Here is a 25,644-nt window from a genome sequence, read left to right as displayed (position 1 = left end):
CCTGCCGTTTTCGTGTGCGCCTGTCGGTGTCACATAACCGTGATGACTTGAAGGGAAGAGATTATGGGAGAGTGGAAAGAGCGCGGTCTTGCCATGTGGGAACGCTTTGACAAGCGTCAGCGCTACATCATGCTCGGTTCGGCACTCGCGATTCTCGTCCTCATCTTTGGTGTGAGCTTCTGGTATGGCGGAAAGCCCGATATGGTGCCGCTGTTCACCGACATGGAAACCAAGGATGCCGGCGAGGTTGCGAATCAGCTGCGTGAAGCGAACATCAGCTATGAGGTGCAGGAAAATAAATCGGGGACGACTATCCTTGTCCCAACGACGAATGTCCATGAGGCGCGGCTGAACCTCGCCACACAGGGACTCCCGCGTGGGAATAAGGGGTTTGAGATCTTTGACGACAGCAAGCTTGGCGTAACGGAGTTCCAGAACCGCGTCAACTATCTGCAGGCACTTCAGGGAGAACTGACGCGCACCATTGAGCAGCTTGAGGCGGTTGAGAAGGCGCGTGTTCACATTGTGCTGCCTGAGGACAGCCTCTATAAGAAAGAGGAGAAGCCGGCAACGGCATCCATCATGCTGCGCCTGAAGCCCCATGCAGAGCTGACAAAGAAAGAAGTCAAGGGCATTGTCAACCTTGCGGCGCACAGTGTCAAGGGGCTGACCCCTGAGAATATCACAATTGTTGATGATACCGGGAAGATCATGAACGATCCGGATGATCAGGACGAGAACTCCATCGGTGTCAAGACGCTCACGCAGCTTGACATGACGCGCAAGGTGCAGGACAACATCGAGAAGAAGGTGCAGTCCCTGCTCGACCAGACGCTCGGTGATGGCCGCGCATTTGCACGCGTCAGCGTGGAGTTGGACTTCGATGATCGTCTGACGGATCGCCAGACCTTTACGCCCGTTGTCGATGATGCGGGCATCATCCGCAGTCAGCAGGACATCTCCGAGAGCTATGTCGGCAGCTCGACGAACCCCGGCGGCCCTGCGGGCGTGCAGAGCAATGTTCCCGGATATATTGCGCAGGAATCGAATGCGAATGCCGAATATGAAAAGCAGGAATCGACGAAGAACTACGAGATCAATGAGGAGCGTCAGCACGTCGTCGCCTCTCCGGGATCCATCCGTCGTCTGACCGTCGCCGTTCTTGTCAATGAGGATGTGACGCAGCCCCAGCAGGAGAGTATCCTGCGCACGGTGAGCAGTGCGGCGGGCATCAACCCGCAGCGCGGCGATACGATCTCCGTCGAGCCGCTGCCGTTCAGCACCGAGGCGGCAGAGCGCCGCGCTGCGGAGGAACAGGCGGAGAAGGATCGCGAGGATCGTATCTTCTATACGCAGGTTGGTCTTGCACTTCTCGTGATCGCACTCATCGTCGGCGGCGTTCTCATGTACCGCCGTAAGAAGCGGCTCGAACGCGAGGCTGCCGAGGAGGCGCAGCGTGCGGAAGAAGAACGTCTTGCGGAAGAGCGTGCCGCAGCGATTGCAGCAGGCGAGGTCGAGGAAGAGGAACTCTCCGAGGAGGAGCAGCAGCAGCTGAACCAGAAGGCGGCACTGCTCGGCCTCATCGAAACGAAGCCCGAAGAGGTCGCTCTCCTCGTTAAGACGTGGCTTTCGGAGGAGGAGTAAGTATGCCGGATATGTATGGCGGCGGTGATCTCAGCAATCAGCAGAAGGCAGCCATCCTCTTCATCGCCATTGGTCCTGAGTACTCGGCGAAGCTGTTTCAGCATATGGATGACGATGAAATCGAGCAGCTGACGCTTGAAATTGCGAACCAAAAACAAGTTTCCTCCGCACTCAAGGCAGAGGTCATTGCCGAGTTCTACTCCATGTGCATGGCACAGGATTACATTTCCTCGGGCGGTCTGCAATACGCGCAGAATGTCCTTGAGAAGGCGCTTGGACCCGATAAGGCGCTTGAGATCATCAATCGTCTTACGACGAGCCTACAAGTACGCCCCTTCGATTTTCTGCGGAAAACCGATCCCGCGCAGTTGCTCAACTTCATTCAGAACGAGCATCCGCAGACCATTGCGCTCATTATGGCGTATCTCGAACCGGATCAGGCGGCGATTGTCCTCGGTTCACTGCCGCCGGAGTCACAGGTTGAGGTGACGAAGCGTGTGGCGATGATGGATCGCACCTCGCCGGACTTCATCCGCGAGGTCGAGCGCGTGCTGGAGAGGAAGCTGTCGTCCATGGTGACGCAGGACTTCACGACGGCGGGCGGCATCAAGGCGATTGTCGAGGTGCTCAATCGCGTCGATCGTACAACAGAAAAGGCGATTGTGGAAACCCTTGAGGTCGACAATCCGGAGCTTGCCGAGGAAATCAAGAAGCTCATGTTCGTGTTCGAGGACATCGTTCAGATCGACGACCGTTCCCTGCAGCTCGTCCTGCGTCAGGTGGAGACCAAGGATCTCTCCCTCGCGCTCAAGGCAACGCCGCAGGAGGTCGCCGAGAAGGTGTTCAAGAATATGTCCACGCGTGCGGCCGATATGCTGCGTGAGGAAATCGAGTTCATGGGTCCTGTGAAGATTCGCGATGTGGAGGAGGCGCAGCAGAAAGTTGTTGGCGTTATCCGCTCACTTGAGGACAAGGGCGAGATCGTGATTTCGCGTGGCAAGGGAGACGAGATGATTGTCTAGGGTTATCAAGGCAGCCGTCTGGGAAGAAAATCCGCATCTCATCGACGCACCGCCGCCTCCCCCGCCGCCCCGTGCGGAAGGCGAGGAGGAAGGGCTCACCGAGGAGGCTGTTCAGAATCTGCTGGCGCGCATTGCAGAGCGTGAGCAGGCGATGGACGAGCGCGTCAAGGAGACGGAGATCCGCATCGCCGTCCTTCGCGGGGAAGCAGAGGAGGAGCGGGAGCGGCTTCTCGCCGAGGCGCATACAAAAATCGAAGAGGAATGCGAGGCTGCACGCGCCCGTGGCCATGCGGAGGGCTTTGCTGCAGGTCATGCGGAGGGCGAGGCCGCTGTGCGTGAGGAGATGGCGGAGCAGATCCGCCAAACGAACGCACAGGCGGAGAAAACCCTGCGTGATGCGCATGATGCCATACGCGACTATGTGGTGAATGCCGAGCAGGATATTGTTTCGATTGCCATGACGGCAGTCGAGCGCGTGCTGCCGCAGCACTTCATCGATGTGCCGCAGATGGTTCTGCCCGTCGTACGCGATGCCATTCTGCGCGTCAAGGATCAGAAGGAAATTCTCGTCCATGTTCCGCCCGCAAGCTATGACTTTGTGCTCATGGCGCGGGATGAGTTGCGCTCCGTTTTGACGGCAGGGGATACGAACCTCACGATTACCTCCGATGAGGGGCTGAAGCCGGGCGATTGCCTCGTGGAAACTCCCAATGGCAGCGTGGATGCGCGCCTTCAGACACAGATCGAACAGCTCAAGAAGGCTGTGCGGGAAGTAATGTTATGAATATGAGTGAAACGGGGGGGAATCCCCCATTTTCCATAGATATCCATAAATTTCAGGATGCCCTGCGCACCGCCTCCCCGATGAAGCTGACGGGAAAGGTGACGCAGATCATCGGACTTGTCATTGAGTCGCAGGGACCGACGGTCACGGTGGGCGAGCTTTGCTATGTGAGCTCGCATTTCGTGGGACAGCCGCCGATCCCCGCCGAGGTGGTGGGCTTTCGTGAGGGTCGTGTCCTGCTCATGCCGGTCGGGGAGATGCAGGGCATCGGTCCCGGCTGTGAGGTTATCGCCACGGGGCGGCGTCTGCGCGTCAAGGTAGGTCCTGAACTCCTCGGACGTGTGCTCGACGGGTTGGGCAATCCGATCGACGGCAAGGGTCCGATCCTTGCCAAGGAAGAATATCCCTTGCAGGCACCGCCGCCGCCGCCGCTCACGCGTCCGCGTATTCACGACAATCTCTATGTCGGTGTGCGTGCGATCGATGGGCTGATAACGCTCGGCGACGGGCAGCGCATCGGCATTATGGCGGGCTCGGGGGTTGGAAAGTCCACGCTGCTCTCCATGGTCGCACGCAACACGGAGGCGGACATCAGCGTCATCACGCTCGTCGGGGAGCGCGGCCGTGAGGTGCGTGACTTTATCGAGCGCGATCTCGGCGAGGAGGGACTGAAACGTTCCGTCGTGGTTGTCGCGACCTCCGATCAGCCCGCACTCGTGCGCATCAAGGGAGCAATGACGGGGACGGCGATTGCGGAGTATTTTCGCGATCAGGGGAACAAGGTCGTACTCATGATGGACTCCGTGACCCGTTTTGCAATGGCGCAGCGCGAAGTCGGACTGACGATCGGCGAGCCGCCTGCGACACGCGGCTATACGCCGTCCGTCTTTGCAATGCTCCCGCGCCTTTTGGAGCGTGCGGGCACGAGCGAAAAGGGCTCGATCACGGGGATCTATACCGTTCTGGTGGACGGCGACGATATGAACGAACCGATTGCGGATGCCGTGCGCTCCATTCTTGACGGTCACATCGTCCTCTCGCGGCGGATTGCGGCGCAGAACCACTTCCCTGCGATTGACGTGCTTGGCAGTGTCAGCCGCGTTATGTATGAGGTCGTGGACAAAAGTCATTTGGAGGCGGCGCAGGAGATGCGTCAGCTGATGGCGGTCTATGCAGAGGCGGAGGATCTTATCCACATCGGCGCATATGTCAAGGGCTCAAGTCCGAAGATCGACGCGGCGATTCAGCGGATTGACGGGATCAACACGTTCCTCTGTCAGGATATTTACGAAGTGACCTCCTACGAGGAGACGGAGCAGCGACTGCTCGCGGCTGTGGGCAAGACTGCCGCCCCCGCGGCATCTCCGGAGTCGTCCGCTGAGGAAACGTCATGAAGAAATTCAAATTTCAGCTGGAGACGCTGCTCAAGGTGACGCGTATGAAGAAGGAGGAGGCGGAGGTCGCCTTTGCCAAAGCGGTGCGTCAGCTGGAGGATGCACGTGCCTATCAGCACCGCCTGCTTGAGGAGATGCACCGGGGGCAGATGGACTATGAGAATCTGTCCAAGGAAGGGACGCGCATCAAGATCGGGACGCTCATGAGCTTTAACCGCTTTTTTGGGTGGAAGCGTCAGCAGATCGAGGATCAGCAGCAGGTCATCCTTGCGGCGAGTGCGGAGCGGCAGAAGCGCCTCAAAGTACTCATGGAACAGGTGCGTGCGCTGAAAAGCATCGAGAAATTAAAGGAGAAACGCCTTGCCGAGTACAAGGCTGAGGTCTTGCAGGAGGAGCAGAAGATGCTCGACGAGATCGGACTGCAGCTGACCATGCGTAATCGGGAATTGGAGGAAGCAGTATGATGGATCTTTCGGCAATTCGGCAGATACAGGCGCGTATTGCGGAGATCGAGGGGCAGTTTTCCCTACCTGCGCAGCAGATGCCGGGCATGGAATTCGCCGCGAAATTGCAGCAGGAAATGGACAAGAACGTTGTGTCGGCAGCGGGGAAGGCGCACACGGTTCAGAGCGCACAGGGCGCAACTGCGGTACAGCAGGCAGAAAAATCCCGTTCAGATGTTTCCAATCCGGAGCTTGCGCGCACGATTCGTGCGGCGGCAGCGAAATACGCCGTCGACCCGAAGCTCGTTTCCGCTGTTGCGGAGGTGGAGTCCGGCGGCGATCAAAGCGCTGTATCGTCTGCCGGAGCGGTCGGAGTTATGCAGCTGATGCCGGAGACCGCCGCAGGGCTCGGGGTGAATCCGTACGACATGAAGAGCAATGTTGAGGGCGGCACGAAGTATCTGCGTGAGATGCTGGATACCTTTGACGGCGATGTCAAGAAGGCGGTTGCCGCCTATAACGCAGGGCCGAATGCGGTCAAGGCGTATGGCGGCATTCCTCCCTATGCAGAAACGCAGAACTATGTGAACAATGTCTTGGACATCTATCGTTGAGTGCGTAAAACGAGTATTTTCAGGGGAAGAGAAAGAGGGAAGGGTATCCCATGCGGAAGATATTGAAGATCCTGTTCGGACTGATCCTGCTTCTCGTCTTGGTTATTGGCGGATTCGCTCTCGGTGTCTATCTCCGACTCTTTGACACACAGGCGCTCAATGATGCATACGGGCTTCATCAGCTTCCCGTGGTCGGTGAATACTTTGTACCGCCGACAGCGGGGAAGGAGCATACGGAAACTGCTGCGGCATCGACTGCAGCACAGCCTGCAGGGAGCGGAGCGCCAAGTGCGGCAGCCGGGAAGAAAGCTCCTGAGACGGTGAAGATCTCGAAAGAGGAGATCAAAAAGCAGCAGGCGGAGCGTGAGGCGGCGGACAAAAAGCGTGTGACCAAGCTCGTACATCTCTACAATGACATGAAGGCGGAGAATGCGGCACAAGTCATGGAGACACTGGATACCGATCTCTGTGCTGCCATCCTGCAGGGGATGGACGAGAGCAAGGCGGCAAAGATTCTGGCTTCCTTTGACCCGGCACGTGCAGCTGAGATTACGCAGCTCATCTATAACGGTGTGTCACAGAAGGCGAAAAAAGCGCGGAGTGCAGACCGCAGTGCAGGAGCACCCGGGACGGAGCCGGGGGAAGGTTCTGCAGAGATACAATAGAGAATCGAACCATAACGATCAAGAGCCTGCGAAGCAGCTGAGAAGCATACTTCGCAGGTTTTTATCCGTTCATTGTTTGGGAGGGTGGACTTGTGCGCCGCATCATTTCATTGCTCATCGTGATCCTCGTCGGCATGCTCGCCGTCATCTCTGCCGGAACGGCGGAGGCGGCATTCAGTGACCGCGCAAAAGACATGGCAAAGGTCACCGGTATTCGTATCGGGCGTACGGATGGAAATGTTCGTGTTGTTGTAGATTCGGATCGTCCCGTTTCCTACCGGCAAAGTGTTCTGTCGCATCCGACGCGCGTTGTTTTGGACATTCAGAATGCGTGGATTGCCCCCGAAGCGAAGAAGGATATAGCGGTGGATTCGCCGCTCCTCTCGCGGGTACGTATCGCGCAGTTTGACCCCACGACGGTTCGCGTTGTACTGGAAACGACGGTGCAGAAGGGCGGCTGGAAAATCTTTTCCATCGATGGGGAAAAGCCGCGTGTTGTCATGGACTTTGGCACTCCTGCGGGTGGGGCGGCGGTGAACCCTCCGCAGGAAACGTGGAAGCCCGACCCCCTCCCCTCTGCGTCGGATGAGGATGAGTCGGAGGAAGAGGGAGATACGGCGCAGGATCAGCTGGAGCGCGACCTCTCGGAGATCACGGGAATGAAGGGGCGAAGGATCGCCATTGATCCGGGACATGGCGGCAGTGACTCGGGGGCGATCGGTCCGACGGGCATCATGGAGAAGTCCGTGACGATGCGTGTCAGCCGTGAGCTGAAACGCCTCCTCGAAGCGGAGGGGGCGCAGGTCGTCCTCACACGGACGGGCGATACGGAGGTTTCCGAGAAAGGGGCGGCTGCGACATCGGTGGAGGAGCTTCAAGCGCGCTGCGATGTTGCGAATAAGGCAAATGCGGACATCTTTCTCTCCATTCACGCGGATGCGTTTACAAACCGCGAGGTGAAGGGGACGACGGCATACTATTACGAAAAGGGGACAAAGCAGTCGCGGCTGCTCGCCGACAGCGTGCGTACGGCGCTCATCGACAGTATTGGCACAGTGGATCGCGGGACGCAGACGTGCAATTTCTATGTGGTGAAACATACGAATATGCCCGCCATTCTCGTGGAGATTTCCTTTATTTCCAATCCCGATGAGGAAAAGATGATGAACAGCGAGGCGGGGGTCAAGAAGATTGCTCGGGGCATTGCCGACGGCATCGCAGACTACTTTGGATGAGGTGAGAGAGAGGGAGAGAAGGTGCTCAAGGAAGTTCACGGTTATCCGGCGCGTGCGCGGCAGTTCTTTGTCGTGCTTCTCCCGATTCTCGTCACGCAGGTTTCGCTGATTGCGCCGGGGTTTTTCAATACAGTTATGGCGGGGCATATCAGCAAGGAGGATCTCGCGGGGATTGCCGTTGGGGCGAGCATATTTTTCCCCGTTTTCGGCGCTTTCATGGGGCTTGTTTCGGGGCTGACCCCCGTCATTGCACAACACTATGGTGCGCGTCGCCCACTTGAGATCCGCCGCGTTGTTCAGCAGAGTTTCTACTGGTCGATGCTTCTTTCTGTGCTCCTGCTCATATGCGGTGTCTTGACTGTGCCTGCACTCGTCCGCGCTCTTGCACTTGAACCCGTGGTGGAACGCATTACGATGGAGTATCTGTCCTATATTGCGCTTGGGCTTATCCCTGTTGCACCTGCGATCGTTCTCAGAAATTTTATCGACGCGCACGGGCGGACACGGCTCACCATGTATATCACGATGACGACCATTCCGATCAACATTGTCCTCAACTATATCTTCATGTACGGGGCGTTTGGCGTTCCTGCCTTTGGCGGCCCGGGCGCAGGGTTGGGGGCGGCGTTGAGCTATGCTGTCTTTTTTGTTCTCAACGTCATTGCAGTTCTGTGGATTCCGCAGTTTGCGCGGTATCATGTGCTTGCGCGTCTGCCGAAGCCCGTCCTCCACGATTGGTGGGCGCTGCTCGCGATCTGCGTTCCCATCGGGCTCACGGTGTTCTGCGAGCAGAGCATCTTCGGTGCGGTCGGACTTCTCATGGCAGCGTACGGAACAACTGTGCTTGCCGCGCATCAGGCGGCGATGAATTTCACCACCATTGTCTATATGCTGCCGCTTTCGGTTTCTATGGCAATCACCATTCTTGTCGGATTTGAGGTCGGCGGCGGGCGTGAGAATGGGGCGCGTGCCTACATCCGTCTCAGCCGCGTGCTGACACTCCTCTTTGTTGGCGTCATTGCGCTTGTACTTGCGGCAATGCGTGACAGCGTGGCGGCGCTTTATACGACGAATCCCGAGGTGCAGGAACTCCTGCGCGTCTTTCTGCTCTACGCGCTCGTCATGCAGTTCTGTGACTGCGTGAACGCGCCGCTGCAGGGGGCGCTGCGCGGCTACAAGGATGTCACCGTTACGTTCTGGCTCGCTGTGCTCTCGTTCTGGGGCATCGGCCTGCCCGCCGGCTATGTACTCGCAGTGTGGACAGAGCTCGGCCCCTATGGCTACTGGGCGGGTATGAACGGCGGTATTCTCGTCGGTGCGGTGCTGCTCATGATCCGCCTGAGGATCATTGAGCAGCGGATGCGGAATGCAAAGCTTGCAGAAAAATTGTGATAGTTTTCTCCTATCAATGAAAAAAGACCCGTATTGTATTTTGTGACGCGCTTCTAAAAATCCTATTGAATTTCCCTAGAAACGTGATATTATGTAACTCATGGGGACAAGTTGTCCGAAAAATTTTTTAGAGCAAGAGCAATCCAATATGTGATTTTTTTCACTATTGGGACAAGGAGTGGGAAGTATGGCAGACCGGAAACACGTTGTCATTGTTGGTGCAGGTTTTGGCGGCGTACGCCTCGCGAAGGAACTTGCCAAGGAAAATGTGCGGATTACGCTCGTTGACCGTCATAATTATCATCTGTTTCAGCCGCTCCTCTATCAGGTGACGACAGCGGTGCTTTCTCCTGCCGAGATTGCCTACCCGACGCGCGAGTTTTTTAAGAACTTCAAAAATGTGGAGTTTTTCCTCGCGAAAGCGACGGGGGTGGATCAGGCACGCCGCGTATTGCAGACGGATCACGGTGAGATTTCCTATGACTATCTTGTGCTCTCTGCGGGCGGTACGACGAATTTCTTCGGAAACGCGAGCGTAGAGCGAAATTCCTATGCGATGAAGACGCTGCAGGAGGCAATTACGCTGCGCAGCCACATTGTTCATGAGTTTGAGCGCGCCTCGAAAAAGACTGCACCGGCGCAGACGGACGAGCGCCGGCGTCACCTCAACTTCGTCATTGTCGGCGGCGGTGCGACGGGCATCGAGATGGCGGGGGCGATGGTGGAGCTCTTCTCGATCTTCAAAAAAGAGTTCCACTCGCTGGATTTCAACGAGGTGAATGTAACCCTGCTTGAGGCGATGGGATCCGTTCTGCCGATGGTGCCGCCCGATTTGCAGCAGCACACCATCGATGTGCTGCGCAAGAAGGGGGTGAACGTACGCCTTAACACGGCGGTCACGGGCTATGACGGCAATGATTTGACGCTCAAAGACGGCGAGGTTATTCCGACAAAGACGGTGATCTGGGCGGCGGGTGTGCGTGCGCAGGACTTTATCAAGGACTGCGGCGGGGAGGTGGATCGCGCCGGACGCGTTATTGTCGAGGAGAACCTGCTCGTCAAGGGCAGTGATCGCGTCTTTGCGATTGGTGACTGTGCGAGTTTCATGCATGGCGACATGAAGCGTCCGCTTCCGACGGTCGCACCTGTGGCGACACAGGAAGCGGTGCAGGTCAAGCAGAATATCATGGCACTGATTGCGGGCAAGACGCCCGATCAGCTCGGCAAATTCGTCTATCATGATCTCGGTGCGATGGCGACCATCGGCAAGGGCGAGGCAGTAATGAACGGTCCTATGCCCGTGCTCGGCTTCAACCTCAAGGCGAGCGGCTTCTTCGCGTGGATCGCATGGATGTTCGTTCATCTCATCCGTCTTGCGGGCAAGTATTCGGATTTCACCGTTTCTGTCAAGTGGATCTGGAATTTCTTCTTTGGGACGCGCGTAGCACGCATCATTCTCAGCAAAATGGAGTAATGCTTGCGTATCGTGCCGATTTATGCTATACTGACGCGGTAATAAACGCAGGGCGTTTGTTGACCTAACTCGTTCTCGGCGAGACAGTCGAGTTCAACCAAGCGTACACAAGTGCGCTTGTATCCGGCAAAAGAAACGAGGTGTATTTACATGAAAGAGGGCATTCATCCCGAGTTCTTCGAGGCAACGGTGACGTGCGGCTGTGGCAACACGTTCACAACGGGTTCGACGAAGCAGGATCTGCGTGTTGACGTGTGCTCGAAGTGTCATCCGTTCTTCACGGGGCGTCAGCGCGATGTTCAGGCGGGCGGACGCATCGAGAAGTTCCAGAAGCGTTACGCACGGAAATAGCAGCGTGGGTGAGGTGTACTGCGCCTTGCCTCTTCGCCGCACGAAAACAGGAAGAGGCTGTTGTACGAGAGATCGTGCAACGGTCTCTTTTTTGATACAGTAAGGAAATTTTATGCCAAAGAAAATTACCGACCTTGCGGTCGGCGGACAGGCGGTCATCGAGGGGGTCATGATGCGCGACGCGGCAAAGACCGCGACCGCTGTGCGCCTCCCGAATGGAAACATCGAGGTGGAGACGCACGATGTCACATCGATCCGCGACCGCTATCCGATTCTCAATCTGCCGCTCATCCGCGGCTCTGTCATCATGATCGAGTCCCTCGTTATCGGTATGCGTGCGCTCTCGTTCTCCGCACAGGCGGCGGGTGAGGAGGAGGAGCAGATGACGAAGAAGGAGGTCGCGATGACGATCCTCTTTGCGCTCGTCCTTGCGAGCGTGCTCTTCATTGTCATTCCGACGGGTGCGGCGCATCTCGCGGCGGGGTATACGGACGACCCGATTGTGTTCAATTTGATCGAGGGCGGCATCCGACTTGCCGTATTCCTGCTCTATATCTGGGGGATCTCGTTTATGGGCGGGATTCGTCGCGTCTTTCAGTACCATGGTGCGGAGCATAAGACGATCCACTGCTATGAGGCAGGTGAGGCTCTGACGGTGGAGAACGTGCAGAAATTCCCGCGTCTGCACCCGCGCTGCGGGACGAACTTCCTCCTCATCGTCATGGTCGTTGCCATTGTCTTTCATGTATTTTTCGGATGGCCCGATCTCTGGCTGCGCATCTTGAGCCGCCTTGCCATCCTGCCTGTGGTCGCGGGGGTTTCGTACGAGATCATCCGCTTTGCGGGACGCAGCGAAAATCGGATGGTTCATATTTTGATTACGCCCGGGCTCTGGCTGCAATACTTGACGACGCGCCCGCCCGAGGATGAGATGGTGGAGGTCGCCATTGAAAGTCTCAAGGCGGTGCTGCCGCCCGAGGATATTCCCGCAGGGAGCGGGAACTATCGAAAGGAAGTAACGTGTTAAGCAAACTGAATGCTGTTGCGGATAAGTACCGCGAGCTTGAGGCACTCCTCAGTGATCCGGACGTGATGGCGGATATGGAAAAGTGGCAGCGGTACACACGGGAGCACGCGTCGCTTACGCCGATCATCGAGGCGTATGCCGACTATCAGAAGGCGCTTGCGACCATCGACGAGGACAAGGAAATGCTTGCCGAGGCGGATGCCGAGATGAAGGAAATGCTCACCGAGGAGATCGCTGCGGCGGAGGCACGCCGTGACGCACGCGCGGCGGAGCTGCCAATCCTCCTCCTGCCGCGCGACCCGAACGACGATAAGAATGTGATTGTTGAGATTCGCGGCGGTGTCGGCGGGGAGGAGGCGGCTCTTTTTGCGGCGAGCCTTTTCCGTATGTATGCGCGTTACGCCGAGCGGCAGGGCTGGCGGACGGAGATTCTGAGCAGCAACCCGACGGAGATCGGCGGGTTTAAGGAGATCTCGTTCCTTGTGAACGGTGTGGGCGCATACAGCCGTCTGAAATACGAGAGCGGCACGCACCGCGTGCAGCGCGTCCCCGTCACGGAGTCGGGCGGGCGCATTCACACGTCGGCGGTCACCGTCGCCGTCCTGCCCGAGGCGGAGGAGGTCGAGGTTACGATTGACGCAAATGATCTGCGGATCGACACCTACTGCGCGTCGGGCGCGGGTGGGCAGTACGTCAACCGCACGGAGACGGCGATCCGCATCACACACATCCCGACGGGCATTGTTGTGCAGTGTCAGGATGAGAAGTCGCAGCTCAAGAACCGCGAGAAGGCGATGAAGGTGCTGCGTGCGCGCCTCTATGACCGTGCGCAGCAGGAACAGGCGGATGCCGTCGCCGCCGACCGCCGCAGTCAGGTCGGCTCGGGCGACCGCAGCGAGCGCATCCGCACCTATAATTTCCCGCAGGGGCGCGTGACCGATCACCGCATCGGGCTGACCCTCTATAAGATCGACGCTGTGCTCGACGGTGAACTGGATGAGATCCTTGCGGGGCTCATCACAGCGGATCAAGCGGAACGTCTGAAACAGGTGAACTGATGACGGATGCGGTTTGGACGATTCAGCGGCTTCTCGCGTGGACGACGGATTTCTTTCGGGAGCGCGGGATCGAGAGCCCGCGTCTTGATGCGGAGGTTCTGCTCTCTGCTGTGCTTGGGAAGGATCGGATGTATCTTTATGTGCATTTCGATGAGCCGCTTGAGCCGGAGGAGCTTGCGCGTTTTCGCGGCTATGTGAAGGAGCGGGCAGCGCACACGCCGCTCGCGTATGTGCTCGGGCGGCGCGAGTTCATGGGACTGGACTTTCGTGTGACGCGCGATACGCTCATCCCGCGCCCCGATACAGAGATTCTTGCAGGGTATGCCGTCGATTTTTTGCGTACACGTGCAAAGGAGAGGACAGACGATCTGTGGATCGCCGACATTGGAACGGGTACGGGCGCGATTGCCCTGTCCGTGCTGCATCATACGGAGGGGACGCGTGCCGATGCTGTGGACATCTCGCCTGCGGCGGCAGAGGTGGCACGCGAAAATGCGGCGACACTCGGACTTTCGGAGCGCGTTGCTGTTTCCGTGGGCGATCTCACTGCGCCGCTTGCGGGGCGCAGCTACGATATGATCCTATCAAATCCGCCGTACATCCCCACAGCGGATATTGCGAAACTCATGCCCGAGGTGCGCAGCTATGAGCCGCATCGCGCACTCGACGGAGGTGTGGATGGACTGGATCTCTACCGCCGCCTGATGGCAGACGCTCCTGCAATGCTCAAGGACGGCGGCGCAATTGCCGTTGAGGTGGGAATCCATGAGGCTGCGGCAGTCGCGGCACTCGCCTTGGCGCATCCGCGCATTGTGCGAACCGAGATCTTGAAGGATCTCGGTGGGATTGAGCGCGTTGTGGTGGGATATACGGAGTAGGGAGGATACAATGGATACGGAGATACTTCGTCCGACATCGCCCACAGATTTTGAGTGCGCCGCTGCGATGATCCGCAGCGGTGCGCTCGTCGCGTTTCCAACGGAGACGGTCTATGGGCTTGGCGCGAACGGACTGGATGCGGCGGCGTGCGCACGAATTTATGCGGCGAAGGGGAGACCCGCCGACAATCCGCTCATCCTCCATATCGCTGACCTTGCGATGGCACATACCGTCGCGCATGACGTTCCATTTGTCGCCGCGCACCTTTTCACCGCATTTGCGCCCGGTCCTCTCACCGTTATCCTGCCGAAAGCAGAGAACATCCCCGACATTGTCACGGGCGGGCTGCCGACGGTCGGCGTGCGCTGTCCTGACCACGATATTGCCCGCCGCCTGATCCGTGCGGCAGGTGTGCCGATCGCCGCGCCGTCTGCGAACACCTCGGGGCGTCCGAGCCCAACCTCGGCGGCAATGGTCTTTGCGGACATGGAGGGGCGTATCCCGCTCATCCTCGACGGCGGGAGTTGTCGGTGGGGCGTGGAGTCCACCATCGTGGACTGCACGGAGGAGGGCACTGTCACGATCCTGCGTCCCGGTGCTGTCACGCGTGAGATGATTGCGGCGGAACTGCCGCATATCGAGGTGCGCATGGATGCAGCTCTTACGGCAGAGGATGCAGTGCCGCGTGCGCCGGGGATGAAGTATACGCACTACGCCCCGCGCGTCCCGCTCACCGTCTATGTGGGGGCGGGAACAGATGTTGTGGCGGCACTGCGGGAGGAGATCTTGCGCCGCAGTGCGGCAGGGCAGCGGCCTGCACTCATCGCAAGCAGTGAGACCATCATGGCACTCTCCGACATCATCCATGCAGATGACACATATCACTGCGGGGCGCGTGGCAATCACAGCGCATTTGCATCCTGCCTCTACGATGCGCTCCGTCACTTTGATGATCTGCCCGTGACCTCCCTTCTCGCCGAGGGAACAGGTTCTCTTGGGCTTGGGCTTGCGATTATGAACCGTCTGCGCAAGGCGAGCGGCGGGGATATTCGTTTTGTGTGAACCGCGTGTGCTCCATGCAGATCTCTCCCCTGCGCAGGTGGGGGGACACAAAAAACCGACAGCCGCTCTGTTTCGAGCAAGCTGCCGGTTATACTGCTATTCGCATAAAAATGAAACACGTCCTTATTCAGTTGTTTGGTGTCGCACGAACACCCTCTGTGTCCGCGCGAACGTGTATTGTACGTTCAGCTGAAACCGTTTGGAGATCTCAAATATCATCCAATTTGCGCGCCAGGTTTTCGAAAAACGAATCGTACAGAGAACGTTGTCATACCCCGTCGATCAGGGACGACGGCGCTGCAGCCATTCCTTGCTCATGCAATGCCATATGAGATCAACATAACCCGTTGTCCCGCGCTTCTTCAAAGATGCATTCCCATCAGGAGAAATGGTCACCACGCTGGAAAATTTGTGTCAATAGACATTCTCCTTTCTCTCGTTATACACGTTTATCGGAGATATATCTCTTTCTTGCGTTTATCATATCATAAATCAAAATTTCATGCAATAGTTTTTTGCGATGTGGGGGAGGGCGTGTGTTGTTTTCATTTTTGTTTGATTTCCTCTTTCCGCCGCGCTGTCCGAGCTGCTCTGTCTATGTCGAGCGCAGGGGCAGTTTTTGCGCTGCCTGTGCGCGGCAGCTGATCGGGCTGCATACGCTCACGTGTACGGGAGAGACGCGCACATATCTCGATGGTGTATGGGCGTTTGCGCACTACCGCGCGGGGGTGCGTGATCTCTTGCGGGCACTGAAATATCAAAAGAAGTGTTCGGCACTTCCTGCACTGCATACGATACTGACGATGGGGGCGGAGGTGCTCACACGAATCCCGCATCCCATCGTCGCCGTACCCGTTCCGCTTGCGGCGGAACGTGCACGCTTGCGCGGCTTCAATCAGGCGGAGGAGATCTTTGCACCGTGGCTTTCGGCACATGGTATTGCGCTTCATCCGATGCTCCTTCGTGTGCGTGAGACGGCACCGCTCTATGAGCATACGCGCACAGAGCGGCGGCAGGAACTGAGGGGCGCATTTGCCGTTATGGAGGATATGCCTGCGGCGGGGCGCGATGTCCTGCTCGTGGACGATATTATGACGACGGGGGCGACGCTCACGGAGTGCGCGCGCACGCTGAAACGTGCGGGGGCGCGGCACGTCTATGCGTTTGTGCTCGCAAGCGAACATCTGTGAACGGTGATGTGGGGAATTGCTTGTAAAAACGCGCAGAACATTCTATAATAATGATATGTTATCCGGGGGGAAACTCATGTTTAGGAGGGGTTCTGTTGCAGATGAATGGAGCACGCGCTCTCTTGGAGAGCCTGAGGGCGGAGGGGGTCGAAGTCGTGTTTGGCTACCCGGGCGGTGCCGTCCTCACACTCTATGATGAAGTTTATAAAATGAAATTTCCGCACGTTCTGACGCGTCACGAGCAAGGCGCGGCGCACGCGGCGGACGGGTATGCCAGAGCCTCGGGCAAGGTCGGTGTTGCGTTTGCGACCTCGGGACCTGGGGCGACGAATCTCGTGACGGGCATCGCGACGGCACATATGGACTCCGTGCCGATGGTCTGCATCACGGGGCAGGTCGCGAATCCCTACATCGGCAAGGACTCGTTTCAGGAGGCGGACATCGTCGGCATCACCACGCCGATCACAAAGCACAACTACCTCGTCAAGGACGTAAGCGACATTCCGCGCGTGGTGAAGGAGGCGTTCTATATCGCGCGGACGGGTCGCCCCGGTGTCGTCGTGATCGACGTGGCAAAGGATGTCTTTGATGCGCCCATCGACTACGAATATCCTGCCAAGGCGATGCTCCACGGCTATCGTGATCGCATTCCGTTCGAGATGGCTCAGGTACGTGCCGCTGCGGAGGCGCTTGCCGCTGCGCGTCAGCCCCTCCTCTTTGTGGGCGGCGGCGTCGTACTCTCGGATACGGCTGCGTACGTGCGCGAAATCCTTACGCTCACAGGGATGCCCTGTGTCGCAACGCTCATGGGGCTTGGCAGCATTCCGGCAGAGACCGAGGGCTATACGGGCATGGCGGGGATGCACGGAGCCTATGCCTCGAACATGGCGATCCAGGAGTGTGATCTCCTGCTCGCGCTCGGCACGCGTTTCAGCGACCGCGTGACAGGGAACACGGCGGCATTCGCACCGAAGGCGAAGATCGTGCATTTTGACATTGACCCTGCCGAGCTGAACAAGAATGTACGCGCGGATATTCCCATCATCGGGGATCTCCGCGAGACACTTCCTGCGTTCGTGGAGGCTGTACGCGCCATCGGGGATGATCTGCCGGTTCGATTTCGTGCGTGGCGCGGCGAGGTGCTCTCAATGGAACGCGCCCATCCGCTTGGCTGGAAAACGTCGGAGGACATTCGTCCCGAGGAACTCGTCAGTCGCGTGCGCGAAATCGTTCCGCAGGATGCGATCTGCGTTACGGACGTGGGGCAGCATCAGATGTGGGCGGCGCAGTTCTTTCATTGTCATGCGCCGCGCCACTTCCTCACCTCGGGCGGGCTTGGCACGATGGGGTACGGTCTGCCCGCCGCAATCGGCGCGAAACTCGCACATCCCGACAAGGAGGTCGTGCTCATCACGGGCGACGGCAGCATCATGATGAACTGTCAGGAACTGGCGACCATGGCGGACAATGACATTGACGTGAAGATCGTCATCGTACACAACTCCATCCTCGGCATGGTCGGGCAGTGGCAGCGCCTCTTCTACAGTCACCATTACTCCGCCTCGGAGCTCAAGGGAAAGACCGATTTCGTAAGGCTCGCCGAGGCAATGGGCGTTGCGGGCTGCCGCATTGAGACGCGGGAGGAACTGGCGGAGAGCCTGCCGCATCTGCTCCGCGAAAGGGGCGCACGTCTTATTGATGTGATTGTGCCGGAGGAGGCGGATGTTGTGCCGATGGTGCCGGGCGGCAAGCGGCTGGATCAGATGGTGCTCGGAGGGAGATAAATGGATAAGTATTTGCTTGCCGTGCTCGTCGACAACAAGCCCGGCGTCCTCACGCATATCGCGGGACTCATCAGCCGCCGCGCGTTCAACATCGAAAGCATCTCCGCCGGCTATACGGAGGAGCGGGATGTCACACGCATCAACATCGTCGTTTCCGTCGCCTCGGAGAACGAACTGCGGCAGGTTGTGACGCAGCTCTCAAAACTCATCGATGTGGTGAAGATCGTCAATCTCACACAGATGGAATCCATCACGCGTGAACTCGTGCTCATCAAGGTACACGCGACGAAGGAAAACCGTGCGGAGATCATCGATGTGGTGAACATCTTCCGTGCACGCATTGTCGATGTCGGCGTGGAGAACGTCGTCATCGAGCTGACGGGTGATGCGAAGAAGATCGATGCGCTCTCGGAGCTGCTCTCCGACTACGGCATCATCGAGATCGCGCGGACGGGAGCGATTGCGCTCTCGCGCGGACCTGTACCGGTCAAAGAAATGTGATCTTTATAAGGAGGGGTTGCCATGAATCTGAGAAAGTGGGGAATGCTGTTCCTGCCTGCCGTGTGTTTCGGGCTGACAGGCTGCGGGTTGACGGGCGGAAGTTCCGACCGCGTCATCTATGCGAACTACGACGACAGTGACGGTTTCTGCGGGCAGATCAAGGGTGCCTTTGCAGCAAAGGCACAGGCGGACGGTATCGAGGTCGAGTTTCTCGATGCAAAGAACGACGGCAATATGCAGATTGACCAGCTGAATGAGGCGATCAGCGGCGGCGCGGGGGCGATTATCCTGCTCGCCGCCGACGGGACGAGCATTGTCAAAACCATTGAAAAGGCGAACGATGCGGGTATTCCCATCATTACGGTCAACCGCAGCGTTGCGGGCGGCAAGGTGCTGCGTGCCTATTCTGACGACAAAGAGGCGGGGCGTATGCAGGGCGAGTACATGGCTGCGCACCTGCCGCCGAATGCGAAGGTCGTCTATCTGCAGGGCGATGGAACGCAGGGCAGTGCCGTCGGTCGTTGGGAAGGGTTCAAGGAAGCGTGCCTGGACAAACGCCCCGATGTTCAGCTTCTTTCCCTCGTCGATGCGGGATGGAGCAAGGCAGAGGCATTGAAGACCATGATGCTCTGGATGAATATGTTCCCGGAGATCAACGGTGTTGTTGCGGGCAACGATGAGATGGCGCTCGGCGCTGTTGCGGCGCTCAAGGGTGCGAATCGGCTCAAGGGGTGTCTGGTGTCCGGTGTTGATGCGACACCGGCGGGACTTGCCGCCGTCGAGACGGGCGAGATGGCGCAGACCGTCAAGCAGGATGCAAAGGCACAGGGCGAGGGTGCGTTGACGCTTGCCGAGGGATTCATCAAGGGGAATCCGCCGAGCGGCGATCTTGCCATTCCGTTTACATCCATCACAGCGGACAATATTGCACAGATGAAGTGAGGAGGGCGCTATGAACATTCCGGTCATTTCGGCTGATGCGATGAAGGATTATGCGGTGCGGACGAAGGTGTTCATCCTGTCCGTATTCCTGATGGCGGCGATGATTGTCGTCGCTGCGGTCGGCATCTACTCGAACTATATGGCAAAGCAGTCACTCGACGAGATGTATCACCACAATTTGATGGCGACACAGTATCTGAACGATGCAAACGACCGTCTGAGGAGGATCAGCGTCAATGTCCCCTATCTCCTGCAGGAGGGATTTACGGCGGACAACCGCAAGATCCTCGTGGACGATGTGCTTGGCAATTTGGACGGCATCCAACACGATCTGGAGGAACTCAAGAAGATTGATACGAGTGAGCGGGCGCAGGCGATGATTGCGGAGCTTGAGAAGAATCTGGACACCGCCAAGGATAAGATCGGGGCGATCAACAGCATGGGGACATCCCCCAAAGACCGCATCGCGATCTTTGACAACATCGGTGCGCTCACCGTTATCTCAAGCAATATGGCGGTGCTCACACCGGACAATGTGTTTCAGGGCAAGCAGCTCTTTGAGGCAAACAATGTGCGCTATGTGCGTACGGTTGAGCTCTTTGCCGTTATCATCCTGATCGCCATGGGCTTCGGAATCTTGGTATCCCGCCGAATCGCGGACAACATCTCCGATCCGCTTGCCGCCTCCATTGATCATCTGAGTGCGGTCGCGGCAGGAGATCTCTCACGCGAGATCCCTGCAGAGCTCTCGCAGCGTCAGGATGAGATCGGTACGGTGGTCAAGGCGCTCGGCAAGATGCAGGGCTTTATGAAGCAGGTGCATGAGGAGGCGGAGGCGACCGATGCGATGGTCGCGGAGCTTGAGGAGATGCTGCACGGTCTGAATAACGATACACAGGATATGTCCGCCGTCACCGAGGAGATGTCAGCGGGCATGGAGGAAACGGCGGCATCCACATCGAGCGTTCAGCATCTCAGCGAGGGGTTGAGCGACGGTATCCGAGGCGCATCGACGGCGGCAGCGGACAGCGAAGCATATACGCGCGAGGTCGCGCAGCGTGCCGCCGACCTGCAGACGAGCATGGAACAGTCGAGCGCGAATACGCGGCAGGTCTACGGGTCGACCAAGGCGTCGGTCGCAGAGGCAATCGAGTCCTCGAAGGTCGTCGACCAGATCGGGCAGCTCACTGTGGAGATCTCGGAGATCGCCGAGCAGACGAACCTCCTCGCGCTCAATGCGAGCATCGAGGCGGCGCGTGCGGGCGAGCAGGGGCGCGGATTCGCCGTGGTTGCGGGTGAAGTCGGCAAGCTCGCCGAACAGTCGCGCGGAACGGCGGAGAAGATCAAGGGGCTCACGGGGCAGGTCACGGGAGCGGTGCAGGCACTCTCCGACGGTACATACAAGCTGCTCACCTTCATTGATGAAAATGTCCGCAGTGACTACGACCTCATGGACAAGACTGCGGTGCAGTACAAGGAGGACGCAGAGTATTTCCGCAAAACCGCAGAGGCGACCACCTCGCGTTCACAGCATCTATTGGATGCTGTCAGTGAGATGAACGCGGCGATGGACGGCATACGCAATGCGACCCACGAGGGTGCGGAGGGCAACACGCGCATCGCGGAGAAGGTCGTCGGCATGGCGGCGGAGTACGAGAACATCCTCGCCAAGATCCAGAGTTTCAAGGAAGGGACGGCACGTCTCAAAAATCTTGTGGCGGCGTTCAAAGAGTAAGTATGTCTGTGGGACGTGCCCCACGCGAACACTTAGTTACGCAAGCGGTCGTACACTTATCTGCCTAAATACCTGCGAATTTCTAAACGCGCTTCGCTTGAACGGTAGAAATCCGCAGGGGGCAGAACGTGTCCTTTCCCCGCTTGCTTCACTAGGGTTCGCTTAGGGGCATCGTCCCACCATTCTTCGAGGCAGTCTCATAGATTTGCAGCAAACAACAAAGAGTCCTGTGCGGCTCTTTGTTGTTTTTTTGACTTTTTTACAAAATACCTATTGACTTTTTGACTTAAAACGATTAGTATAGACATCGTAAGTTAGCACTCAGCAAATGAGAGTGCTAACACAATGAAAAGATTTGTATGAAACTAGGAGGCAGATACCATGATTAAGCCACTGGGCGAACGTGTTGTCATTGAAGTCGCGGAGAGCGATGTCACGACGGCGAGCGGCATTGTGCTCCCCGATACGGCGAAGGAAAAGCCGCAGAAGGGCAAGGTCGTTGCCGTTGGCACAGGAAAGCTGCTCGATAACGGCGAGCGTGCCGCACTTGAGGTCAAGGTCGGCGACGGCGTTGTCTTCTCGAAGTATTCGGGCTCTGAGATCAAGGTTGATGACAAGGACTACCTCATCGTTCGTGAGAGCGACATTCTGGCAATCCTGTAATAGATAGAACTTTGGAGGCAATATCAATGGCAAAGCAGATTTTGTTTGACGAAGAAGCACGCCGCGCACTCGGCCGCGGTGTGGATGCACTGGCAAACGCCGTGAAGGTTACGCTCGGACCCAAGGGGCGTAACGTTGTCCTCGACAAGAAGTACGGCGCACCGACGATCACGAACGACGGCGTGACGATTGCACGCGACATTGAGCTTGAGGATCCGTTTGAGAACATGGGCGCACAGCTCGTGAAGGAAGTCGCGACCAAGACGAACGACATCGCGGGCGACGGCACGACGACGGCGACCCTCCTCGCACAGGCGATGATCCAGGAAGGGATGCGCAACGTCGTTGCGGGCGCAAACCCGATGATCGTCAAGAAGGGCATCGAAACGGCGGTCAAGACGCTCGTCGAGGAGATCAAGAGCAAGGCGCAGAAGGTCGAAACAAAGGCGAAGATCGCGCAGGTCGCGGCAATCTCCTCCGGCGATGCTGAGGTCGGCGATCTCATCGCAGAGGCGATGGAGAAGGTCGGCAAGGACGGCGTCATTACGGTTGAGGAGTCCAAGTCCATGGACACGAACCTCTCGGTCGTCGAGGGGATGCAGTTCGACCGTGGCTACATCTCTCCGTACATGGTGACGGACACGGAGAAGATGGAAGCCGTCATGGACGATCCGTATGTGCTCATCACCGATCGTAAGATTTCGTCCGTCGCGGACATTCTGCCCGTGCTTGAGCAGGTTGTAAAGCAGGGCAAGCAGATCGTCATCATCGCCGAGGATCTCGACGGTGAGGCACTTGCGACCATTGTTGTCAACAAGCTGCGCGGCACGTTCAAGGCGCTCGCCGTGAAGGCTCCGGGCTTTGGCGACCGCCGCAAGGCAATGCTTGAGGACATCGCAATCCTCACGGGCGGCACGGTCATCAGCGAGGAGATCGGTCGCAAACTCGACAGCGTGACGCTTGAGGATCTCGGCCGTGCACGTCAGGTGCGTTCCACGAAGGAGGAGACGACCATCGTGGACGGCGCAGGCGACAAGGCACAGATCTCCGCACGCGTCGATCAGATCAAGAAGCAGATCGCGGACACCACGTCCGACTTTGACCGTGAGAAGCTGCAGGAGCGTCTTGCAAAGCTCTCCGGCGGCGTGGCTGTTGTTGAGATCGGTGCGGCGACGGAAGTCGAGATGAAGGACAAGAAGTACCGCGTCGAGGATGCGCTCAACGCAACGCGTGCAGCGGTCGAAGAGGGCATCGTCGCCGGTGGCGGCACGACGTTCATCGACATCCTCCCGGCACTGGACAAGATCAAGGCAGAGGGCGACGTGAAGGTCGGCGTTGAGATCGTCAAACGTGCGGTCGAGGCTCCGGTTCGCCAGATCGCGGAGAACGCAGGTCTTGAAGGCTCTGTCGTCGTGGACAGCGTGAAGAAGGCGGGCGACGGTGTCGGCTTCAACGCGCTTGAGAACACCTATGTCGACATGATCGGCGCGGGCATCGTCGATCCGGCGAAGGTCACGCGCTCGGCACTCCAGAATGCGGCATCGATTGCGGCAATGGTGCTCACCACCGAGACGCTTGTCACCGACAAGCCGGAGCCGGAGGCTCCGATGCCGGCAGGTGCGCCGGGCATGGGCGGTATGGGCGGTATGATGTAAGCCCATTCGCGTCGAATAAAATGTAATTGCAAAGAGGTATGTTTCTTTACAAATGGAAACATACCTCTTTTTGTTATGACATTCACGCAAAGCGATATTGTATGAATGGAAACGCGGTGCTATACTAGTTTTGGAAAAGATGAAGTCGATGTTTCGCCAAAGGGCGGCGGAAGGAGTTTCGTATGCTGAATATGGACAAGAAACTTGCAAAGCGCGAGGAAGAGGGCAAGATCATCCGCACGGGCATTGTGGGCGTGGGGCAGATGGGGCGCGGTCTGGTTGCGCAGATGGTGCTCATGAAGGGCATCATGCCCGCCATTGTCGCAGATCATACCCTTGAAAAGGTGATAAAAGCGTTCCATAATGCGGGCATCAGCGACGAGAATATTGCTGTGGCAAATACGCTTGAGGAAGCGAATCGTTTCATGGAGCAGGGCAAATACGTCGCGACGGAGAACGACACGTTTATCTCGCACGCGAATCTCGTCGAGGTCGCCATCGACGTGACGGGCGTGCCCGAGGTCGGCGTGAAGATCGCAATCGACGCGATGAACAACAAGAAGCACGTCGTTATGATGGATGTCGAGACGGATGTGGTCATCGGCAGCTACCTCAAGAAGCTCGGCGATAAGAACGGCGTGATCTACACTGGTTCTGCGGGGGACGAGCCGGGCGCGGTCATGGAGCTCTACTCCTTCGCGCGGGCAATCGGGCTTGATGTCAGGGTCATTGGCAAGGGGAAGAACAACAAGATCGACTATGACTGCAATCCCGACACCGTGTACGAGGAGGCAACGCGCCGCAAGATGAACCCGCGTATGCTCACCTCCTTCAAGGACGGCACAAAGACCATGGTCGAGATGACGGCGATGTCGAACGCCACGGGCTTTGTCCCCGACGTGATCGGCGGGCATGGTATCAGCGGATCGCCGGCGCATAGCTGTGCCGACCTCAACGCCGCATTCCGCCTCAAGAAGGACGGCGGTATTCTGAATCGTCATGGCGTTGTCGAGTACGTCAACGGCATTGCGCCCGGTGTCTTTATCACCGTCGCAAGCCCGAATGAGGATGCCGCGTATGTGATGGACTATCTTCAGATGGGACACGGCCCACTCTGGACGCTCTACCGCCCCTATCACCTTTGCAACCTTGAAACGCCGCTCAGCGTGGCGAAGATCGTCATTGACGGCGAACCGACCATCATTCCGCTCGACGGTCCTGTGAGTGAGTGCATCACCGTCGCCAAGCGTGACCTCAGGGCGGGGGAGAGCCTCGACGGCATCGGCGGTTATACCACCTACGCCTCGATTGCAACCGCAGAGGAGACGTATCGAAACGGCTACGTCGTCTACCCCCTCGTCAACAAGAACGCACGCATGAAATGCGACGTCAAGAAGGGCACCCTCCTCACCCTCGACATGGTCGAGCTCGACACCACGACGCAGCTCTATCAGGTACGCAAAGAGCAGGACAAGATGTATAACAATGGCTATGCGCTGAAGTAAGTGTGGAAATTGATAAGGGTGCTCTGCGAAGGTTTTGCTTCACAGAGCACTCTTTTTCTTTATGATAACACACGCCCCTTTCCTCTTTACTAAACAGTGGGGATATAGTATGATACGCATAGAGATGGGAAGTACAGATAAATGCAACGGTTCCCATCAAATTTGCACGAGAGCGGAGGGTGTGGCATGAAATTCTACTGTGAGATCACGCATTGGGGCGATGAGTCCCTTCTTTTCCTCGATGATCCGAACGCCAATTTTATTATCCTTTTCGACAACAGTGCGCCGCCGGAGCTGGCGGAGTTTTCTGTCCTGCATACGCCTGCGAACTACAACGAGGATCCCGTCGTCGGTGATCTGATGATTCTCTGTGACAAGGCGTTCACGATCACGGCAATCGGACATGAGGCTCTGCATACGCTGAAGACGCTCGGACACTGCACGCTCTCGTTCAAAGGCGGCGACGCTGCGGAACGCCCGGGCTGTATCATGCTGCATGGCGATGTGCCGTTTACGAAGGAGGATGTTCGGGCGGGGGCGACGATCGAGATCCATTGATACCTGTTCATTGGAGGGGCTGCCGCAGTGGCGGCAGTCCCTTTTCGCATACCATTTCTTTGGGATT

General features: G+C 57.8%; 24 protein-coding genes. All 24 read left to right on the top strand.

Features of this window, described 5'->3' with window-relative positions:
• Positions 1–63 precede the first annotated feature (63 nt).
• The 24 genes from fliF to QU667_RS08350 all read left to right on the top strand — a co-directional run bounded on the left by fliF (position 64) and on the right by QU667_RS08350 (position 25,577).
• Positions 64–1,644, top strand: coding sequence for a flagellar basal-body MS-ring/collar protein FliF (gene fliF, locus QU667_RS08465; protein ID WP_304986760.1), 1,581 nt, complete (start codon positions 64–66; stop codon positions 1,642–1,644).
• Between the two features lie 2 nt (positions 1,645–1,646).
• Positions 1,647–2,666 carry a flagellar motor switch protein FliG gene (gene fliG, locus QU667_RS08460; protein WP_304986759.1) on the top strand — a complete coding sequence of 340 codons (1,020 nt, stop codon included), beginning with the start codon at positions 1,647–1,649 and terminating at the stop codon, positions 2,664–2,666.
• Complete coding sequence (locus tag QU667_RS08455; RefSeq protein WP_304986758.1) at positions 2,659–3,450, top strand: FliH/SctL family protein; 792 nt, start codon at positions 2,659–2,661, stop codon at positions 3,448–3,450. Before fliG ends, QU667_RS08455 begins: the two co-directional genes overlap by 8 nt.
• Positions 3,447–4,844, top strand: coding sequence for a flagellar protein export ATPase FliI (gene fliI / locus QU667_RS08450; RefSeq protein WP_304986757.1), 1,398 nt, complete (start codon positions 3,447–3,449; stop codon positions 4,842–4,844). Before QU667_RS08455 ends, fliI begins: the two co-directional genes overlap by 4 nt.
• Positions 4,841–5,308, top strand: coding sequence for a flagellar export protein FliJ (fliJ, locus tag QU667_RS08445; RefSeq protein ID WP_304986756.1), 468 nt, complete (start codon positions 4,841–4,843; stop codon positions 5,306–5,308). Before fliI ends, fliJ begins: the two co-directional genes overlap by 4 nt.
• Positions 5,305–5,901 carry a lytic transglycosylase domain-containing protein gene (locus tag QU667_RS08440; protein ID WP_304986755.1) on the top strand — a complete coding sequence of 199 codons (597 nt, stop codon included), beginning with the start codon at positions 5,305–5,307 and terminating at the stop codon, positions 5,899–5,901. The genes fliJ and QU667_RS08440 overlap by 4 nt, the downstream gene beginning before the upstream one ends.
• 50 nt (positions 5,902–5,951) lie before the next feature.
• A complete protein-coding gene (locus QU667_RS08435; protein ID WP_304986754.1) occupies positions 5,952–6,566 on the top strand; it encodes a MotE family protein in 615 nt (204 codons plus the stop codon).
• A 92-nt stretch (positions 6,567–6,658) separates the two neighbouring features.
• Positions 6,659–7,801, top strand: coding sequence for an N-acetylmuramoyl-L-alanine amidase (locus QU667_RS08430; RefSeq protein WP_304986753.1), 1,143 nt, complete (start codon positions 6,659–6,661; stop codon positions 7,799–7,801).
• A gap of 21 nt (positions 7,802–7,822) precedes the next feature.
• Positions 7,823–9,193, top strand: a complete 1,371-nt coding sequence (locus tag QU667_RS08425; protein WP_304986752.1) for an MATE family efflux transporter — start codon at positions 7,823–7,825, stop codon at positions 9,191–9,193.
• Between the two features lie 187 nt (positions 9,194–9,380).
• Positions 9,381–10,667, top strand: coding sequence for an NAD(P)/FAD-dependent oxidoreductase (locus QU667_RS08420; RefSeq protein ID WP_304986751.1), 1,287 nt, complete (start codon positions 9,381–9,383; stop codon positions 10,665–10,667).
• 150 nt (positions 10,668–10,817) lie between these two features.
• Positions 10,818–11,018, top strand: coding sequence for a 50S ribosomal protein L31 (gene rpmE / locus QU667_RS08415; protein ID WP_304986750.1), 201 nt, complete (start codon positions 10,818–10,820; stop codon positions 11,016–11,018).
• A 112-nt stretch (positions 11,019–11,130) separates the two neighbouring features.
• Positions 11,131–12,045, top strand: coding sequence for a DUF1385 domain-containing protein (locus QU667_RS08410; RefSeq protein ID WP_304986749.1), 915 nt, complete (start codon positions 11,131–11,133; stop codon positions 12,043–12,045).
• On the top strand, positions 12,039–13,103 hold the full coding sequence (gene prfA / locus QU667_RS08405; RefSeq protein ID WP_304986748.1) for a peptide chain release factor 1: 1,065 nt from the start codon (positions 12,039–12,041) through the stop codon (positions 13,101–13,103). The genes QU667_RS08410 and prfA overlap by 7 nt, the downstream gene beginning before the upstream one ends.
• On the top strand, positions 13,103–13,981 hold the full coding sequence (prmC, locus tag QU667_RS08400; RefSeq protein WP_304986747.1) for a peptide chain release factor N(5)-glutamine methyltransferase: 879 nt from the start codon (positions 13,103–13,105) through the stop codon (positions 13,979–13,981). The genes prfA and prmC overlap by 1 nt, the downstream gene beginning before the upstream one ends.
• A gap of 10 nt (positions 13,982–13,991) precedes the next feature.
• Complete coding sequence (locus QU667_RS08395) at positions 13,992–15,044, top strand: L-threonylcarbamoyladenylate synthase (protein WP_304986746.1); 1,053 nt, start codon at positions 13,992–13,994, stop codon at positions 15,042–15,044.
• 539 nt (positions 15,045–15,583) lie between these two features.
• Positions 15,584–16,234, top strand: coding sequence for a ComF family protein (locus QU667_RS08390; RefSeq protein WP_304986745.1), 651 nt, complete (start codon positions 15,584–15,586; stop codon positions 16,232–16,234).
• Positions 16,235–16,335: 101 nt separating this feature from the next.
• Positions 16,336–18,018, top strand: a complete 1,683-nt coding sequence (ilvB, locus tag QU667_RS08385; RefSeq protein ID WP_304988439.1) for a biosynthetic-type acetolactate synthase large subunit — start codon at positions 16,336–16,338, stop codon at positions 18,016–18,018.
• Positions 18,019–18,519, top strand: a complete 501-nt coding sequence (gene ilvN, locus QU667_RS08380; RefSeq protein ID WP_304986744.1) for an acetolactate synthase small subunit — start codon at positions 18,019–18,021, stop codon at positions 18,517–18,519.
• Between the two features lie 21 nt (positions 18,520–18,540).
• Positions 18,541–19,461, top strand: a complete 921-nt coding sequence (locus QU667_RS08375; protein WP_304986743.1) for a sugar ABC transporter substrate-binding protein — start codon at positions 18,541–18,543, stop codon at positions 19,459–19,461.
• A 10-nt stretch (positions 19,462–19,471) separates the two neighbouring features.
• Positions 19,472–21,196, top strand: a complete 1,725-nt coding sequence (locus QU667_RS08370) for a methyl-accepting chemotaxis protein (protein WP_304986742.1) — start codon at positions 19,472–19,474, stop codon at positions 21,194–21,196.
• 381 nt (positions 21,197–21,577) lie between these two features.
• Positions 21,578–21,859: a co-chaperone GroES gene (groES, locus tag QU667_RS08365; protein ID WP_304986741.1), complete on the top strand. Its 282-nt coding sequence runs from the start codon at positions 21,578–21,580 to the stop codon at positions 21,857–21,859.
• A gap of 26 nt (positions 21,860–21,885) precedes the next feature.
• Positions 21,886–23,514, top strand: a complete 1,629-nt coding sequence (gene groL / locus QU667_RS08360; protein WP_304986740.1) for a chaperonin GroEL — start codon at positions 21,886–21,888, stop codon at positions 23,512–23,514.
• Positions 23,515–23,696: 182 nt separating this feature from the next.
• Positions 23,697–25,019, top strand: coding sequence for an NAD(P)H-dependent oxidoreductase (locus QU667_RS08355; protein ID WP_304986739.1), 1,323 nt, complete (start codon positions 23,697–23,699; stop codon positions 25,017–25,019).
• Between the two features lie 186 nt (positions 25,020–25,205).
• Positions 25,206–25,577 carry a PTS glucitol/sorbitol transporter subunit IIA gene (locus tag QU667_RS08350; protein WP_304986738.1) on the top strand — a complete coding sequence of 124 codons (372 nt, stop codon included), beginning with the start codon at positions 25,206–25,208 and terminating at the stop codon, positions 25,575–25,577.
• Positions 25,578–25,644 lie beyond the last annotated feature (67 nt).

Origin of the sequence: Selenomonas dianae (genome assembly GCF_030644225.1) — a bacterium.
Taxonomy (GTDB): domain Bacteria; phylum Bacillota; class Negativicutes; order Selenomonadales; family Selenomonadaceae; genus Centipeda; species Centipeda dianae.
Note: the sequence above shows the minus strand (reverse complement) of the source record. Positions and strands in the feature narration are given on the sequence as shown.

What these genes read in the sequence shown, in the direction of transcription:
- QU667_RS08350 (WP_304986738.1), top strand. Translation starts at nt 25,206, where the DNA reads ATGAAATTCTACTGTGAGATCACGCATTGGGGCGATGAGTCCCTTCTT.
- fliJ (WP_304986756.1), top strand. Translation starts at nt 4,841, where the DNA reads ATGAAGAAATTCAAATTTCAGCTGGAGACGCTGCTCAAGGTGACGCGT.
- groES (WP_304986741.1), top strand. Translation starts at nt 21,578, where the DNA reads ATGATTAAGCCACTGGGCGAACGTGTTGTCATTGAAGTCGCGGAGAGC.
- QU667_RS08370 (WP_304986742.1), top strand. Translation starts at nt 19,472, where the DNA reads ATGAACATTCCGGTCATTTCGGCTGATGCGATGAAGGATTATGCGGTG.
- QU667_RS08375 (WP_304986743.1), top strand. Translation starts at nt 18,541, where the DNA reads ATGAATCTGAGAAAGTGGGGAATGCTGTTCCTGCCTGCCGTGTGTTTC.
- QU667_RS08420 (WP_304986751.1), top strand. Translation starts at nt 9,381, where the DNA reads ATGGCAGACCGGAAACACGTTGTCATTGTTGGTGCAGGTTTTGGCGGC.
- rpmE (WP_304986750.1), top strand. Translation starts at nt 10,818, where the DNA reads ATGAAAGAGGGCATTCATCCCGAGTTCTTCGAGGCAACGGTGACGTGC.
- groL (WP_304986740.1), top strand. Translation starts at nt 21,886, where the DNA reads ATGGCAAAGCAGATTTTGTTTGACGAAGAAGCACGCCGCGCACTCGGC.
- ilvN (WP_304986744.1), top strand. Translation starts at nt 18,019, where the DNA reads ATGGATAAGTATTTGCTTGCCGTGCTCGTCGACAACAAGCCCGGCGTC.
- QU667_RS08410 (WP_304986749.1), top strand. Translation starts at nt 11,131, where the DNA reads ATGCCAAAGAAAATTACCGACCTTGCGGTCGGCGGACAGGCGGTCATC.
- QU667_RS08440 (WP_304986755.1), top strand. Translation starts at nt 5,305, where the DNA reads ATGATGGATCTTTCGGCAATTCGGCAGATACAGGCGCGTATTGCGGAG.
- fliF (WP_304986760.1), top strand. Translation starts at nt 64, where the DNA reads ATGGGAGAGTGGAAAGAGCGCGGTCTTGCCATGTGGGAACGCTTTGAC.
- QU667_RS08435 (WP_304986754.1), top strand. Translation starts at nt 5,952, where the DNA reads ATGCGGAAGATATTGAAGATCCTGTTCGGACTGATCCTGCTTCTCGTC.
- prmC (WP_304986747.1), top strand. Translation starts at nt 13,103, where the DNA reads ATGACGGATGCGGTTTGGACGATTCAGCGGCTTCTCGCGTGGACGACG.
- QU667_RS08395 (WP_304986746.1), top strand. Translation starts at nt 13,992, where the DNA reads ATGGATACGGAGATACTTCGTCCGACATCGCCCACAGATTTTGAGTGC.
- fliI (WP_304986757.1), top strand. Translation starts at nt 3,447, where the DNA reads ATGAATATGAGTGAAACGGGGGGGAATCCCCCATTTTCCATAGATATC.
- QU667_RS08355 (WP_304986739.1), top strand. Translation starts at nt 23,697, where the DNA reads ATGCTGAATATGGACAAGAAACTTGCAAAGCGCGAGGAAGAGGGCAAG.
- fliG (WP_304986759.1), top strand. Translation starts at nt 1,647, where the DNA reads ATGCCGGATATGTATGGCGGCGGTGATCTCAGCAATCAGCAGAAGGCA.
- ilvB (WP_304988439.1), top strand. Translation starts at nt 16,336, where the DNA reads ATGAATGGAGCACGCGCTCTCTTGGAGAGCCTGAGGGCGGAGGGGGTC.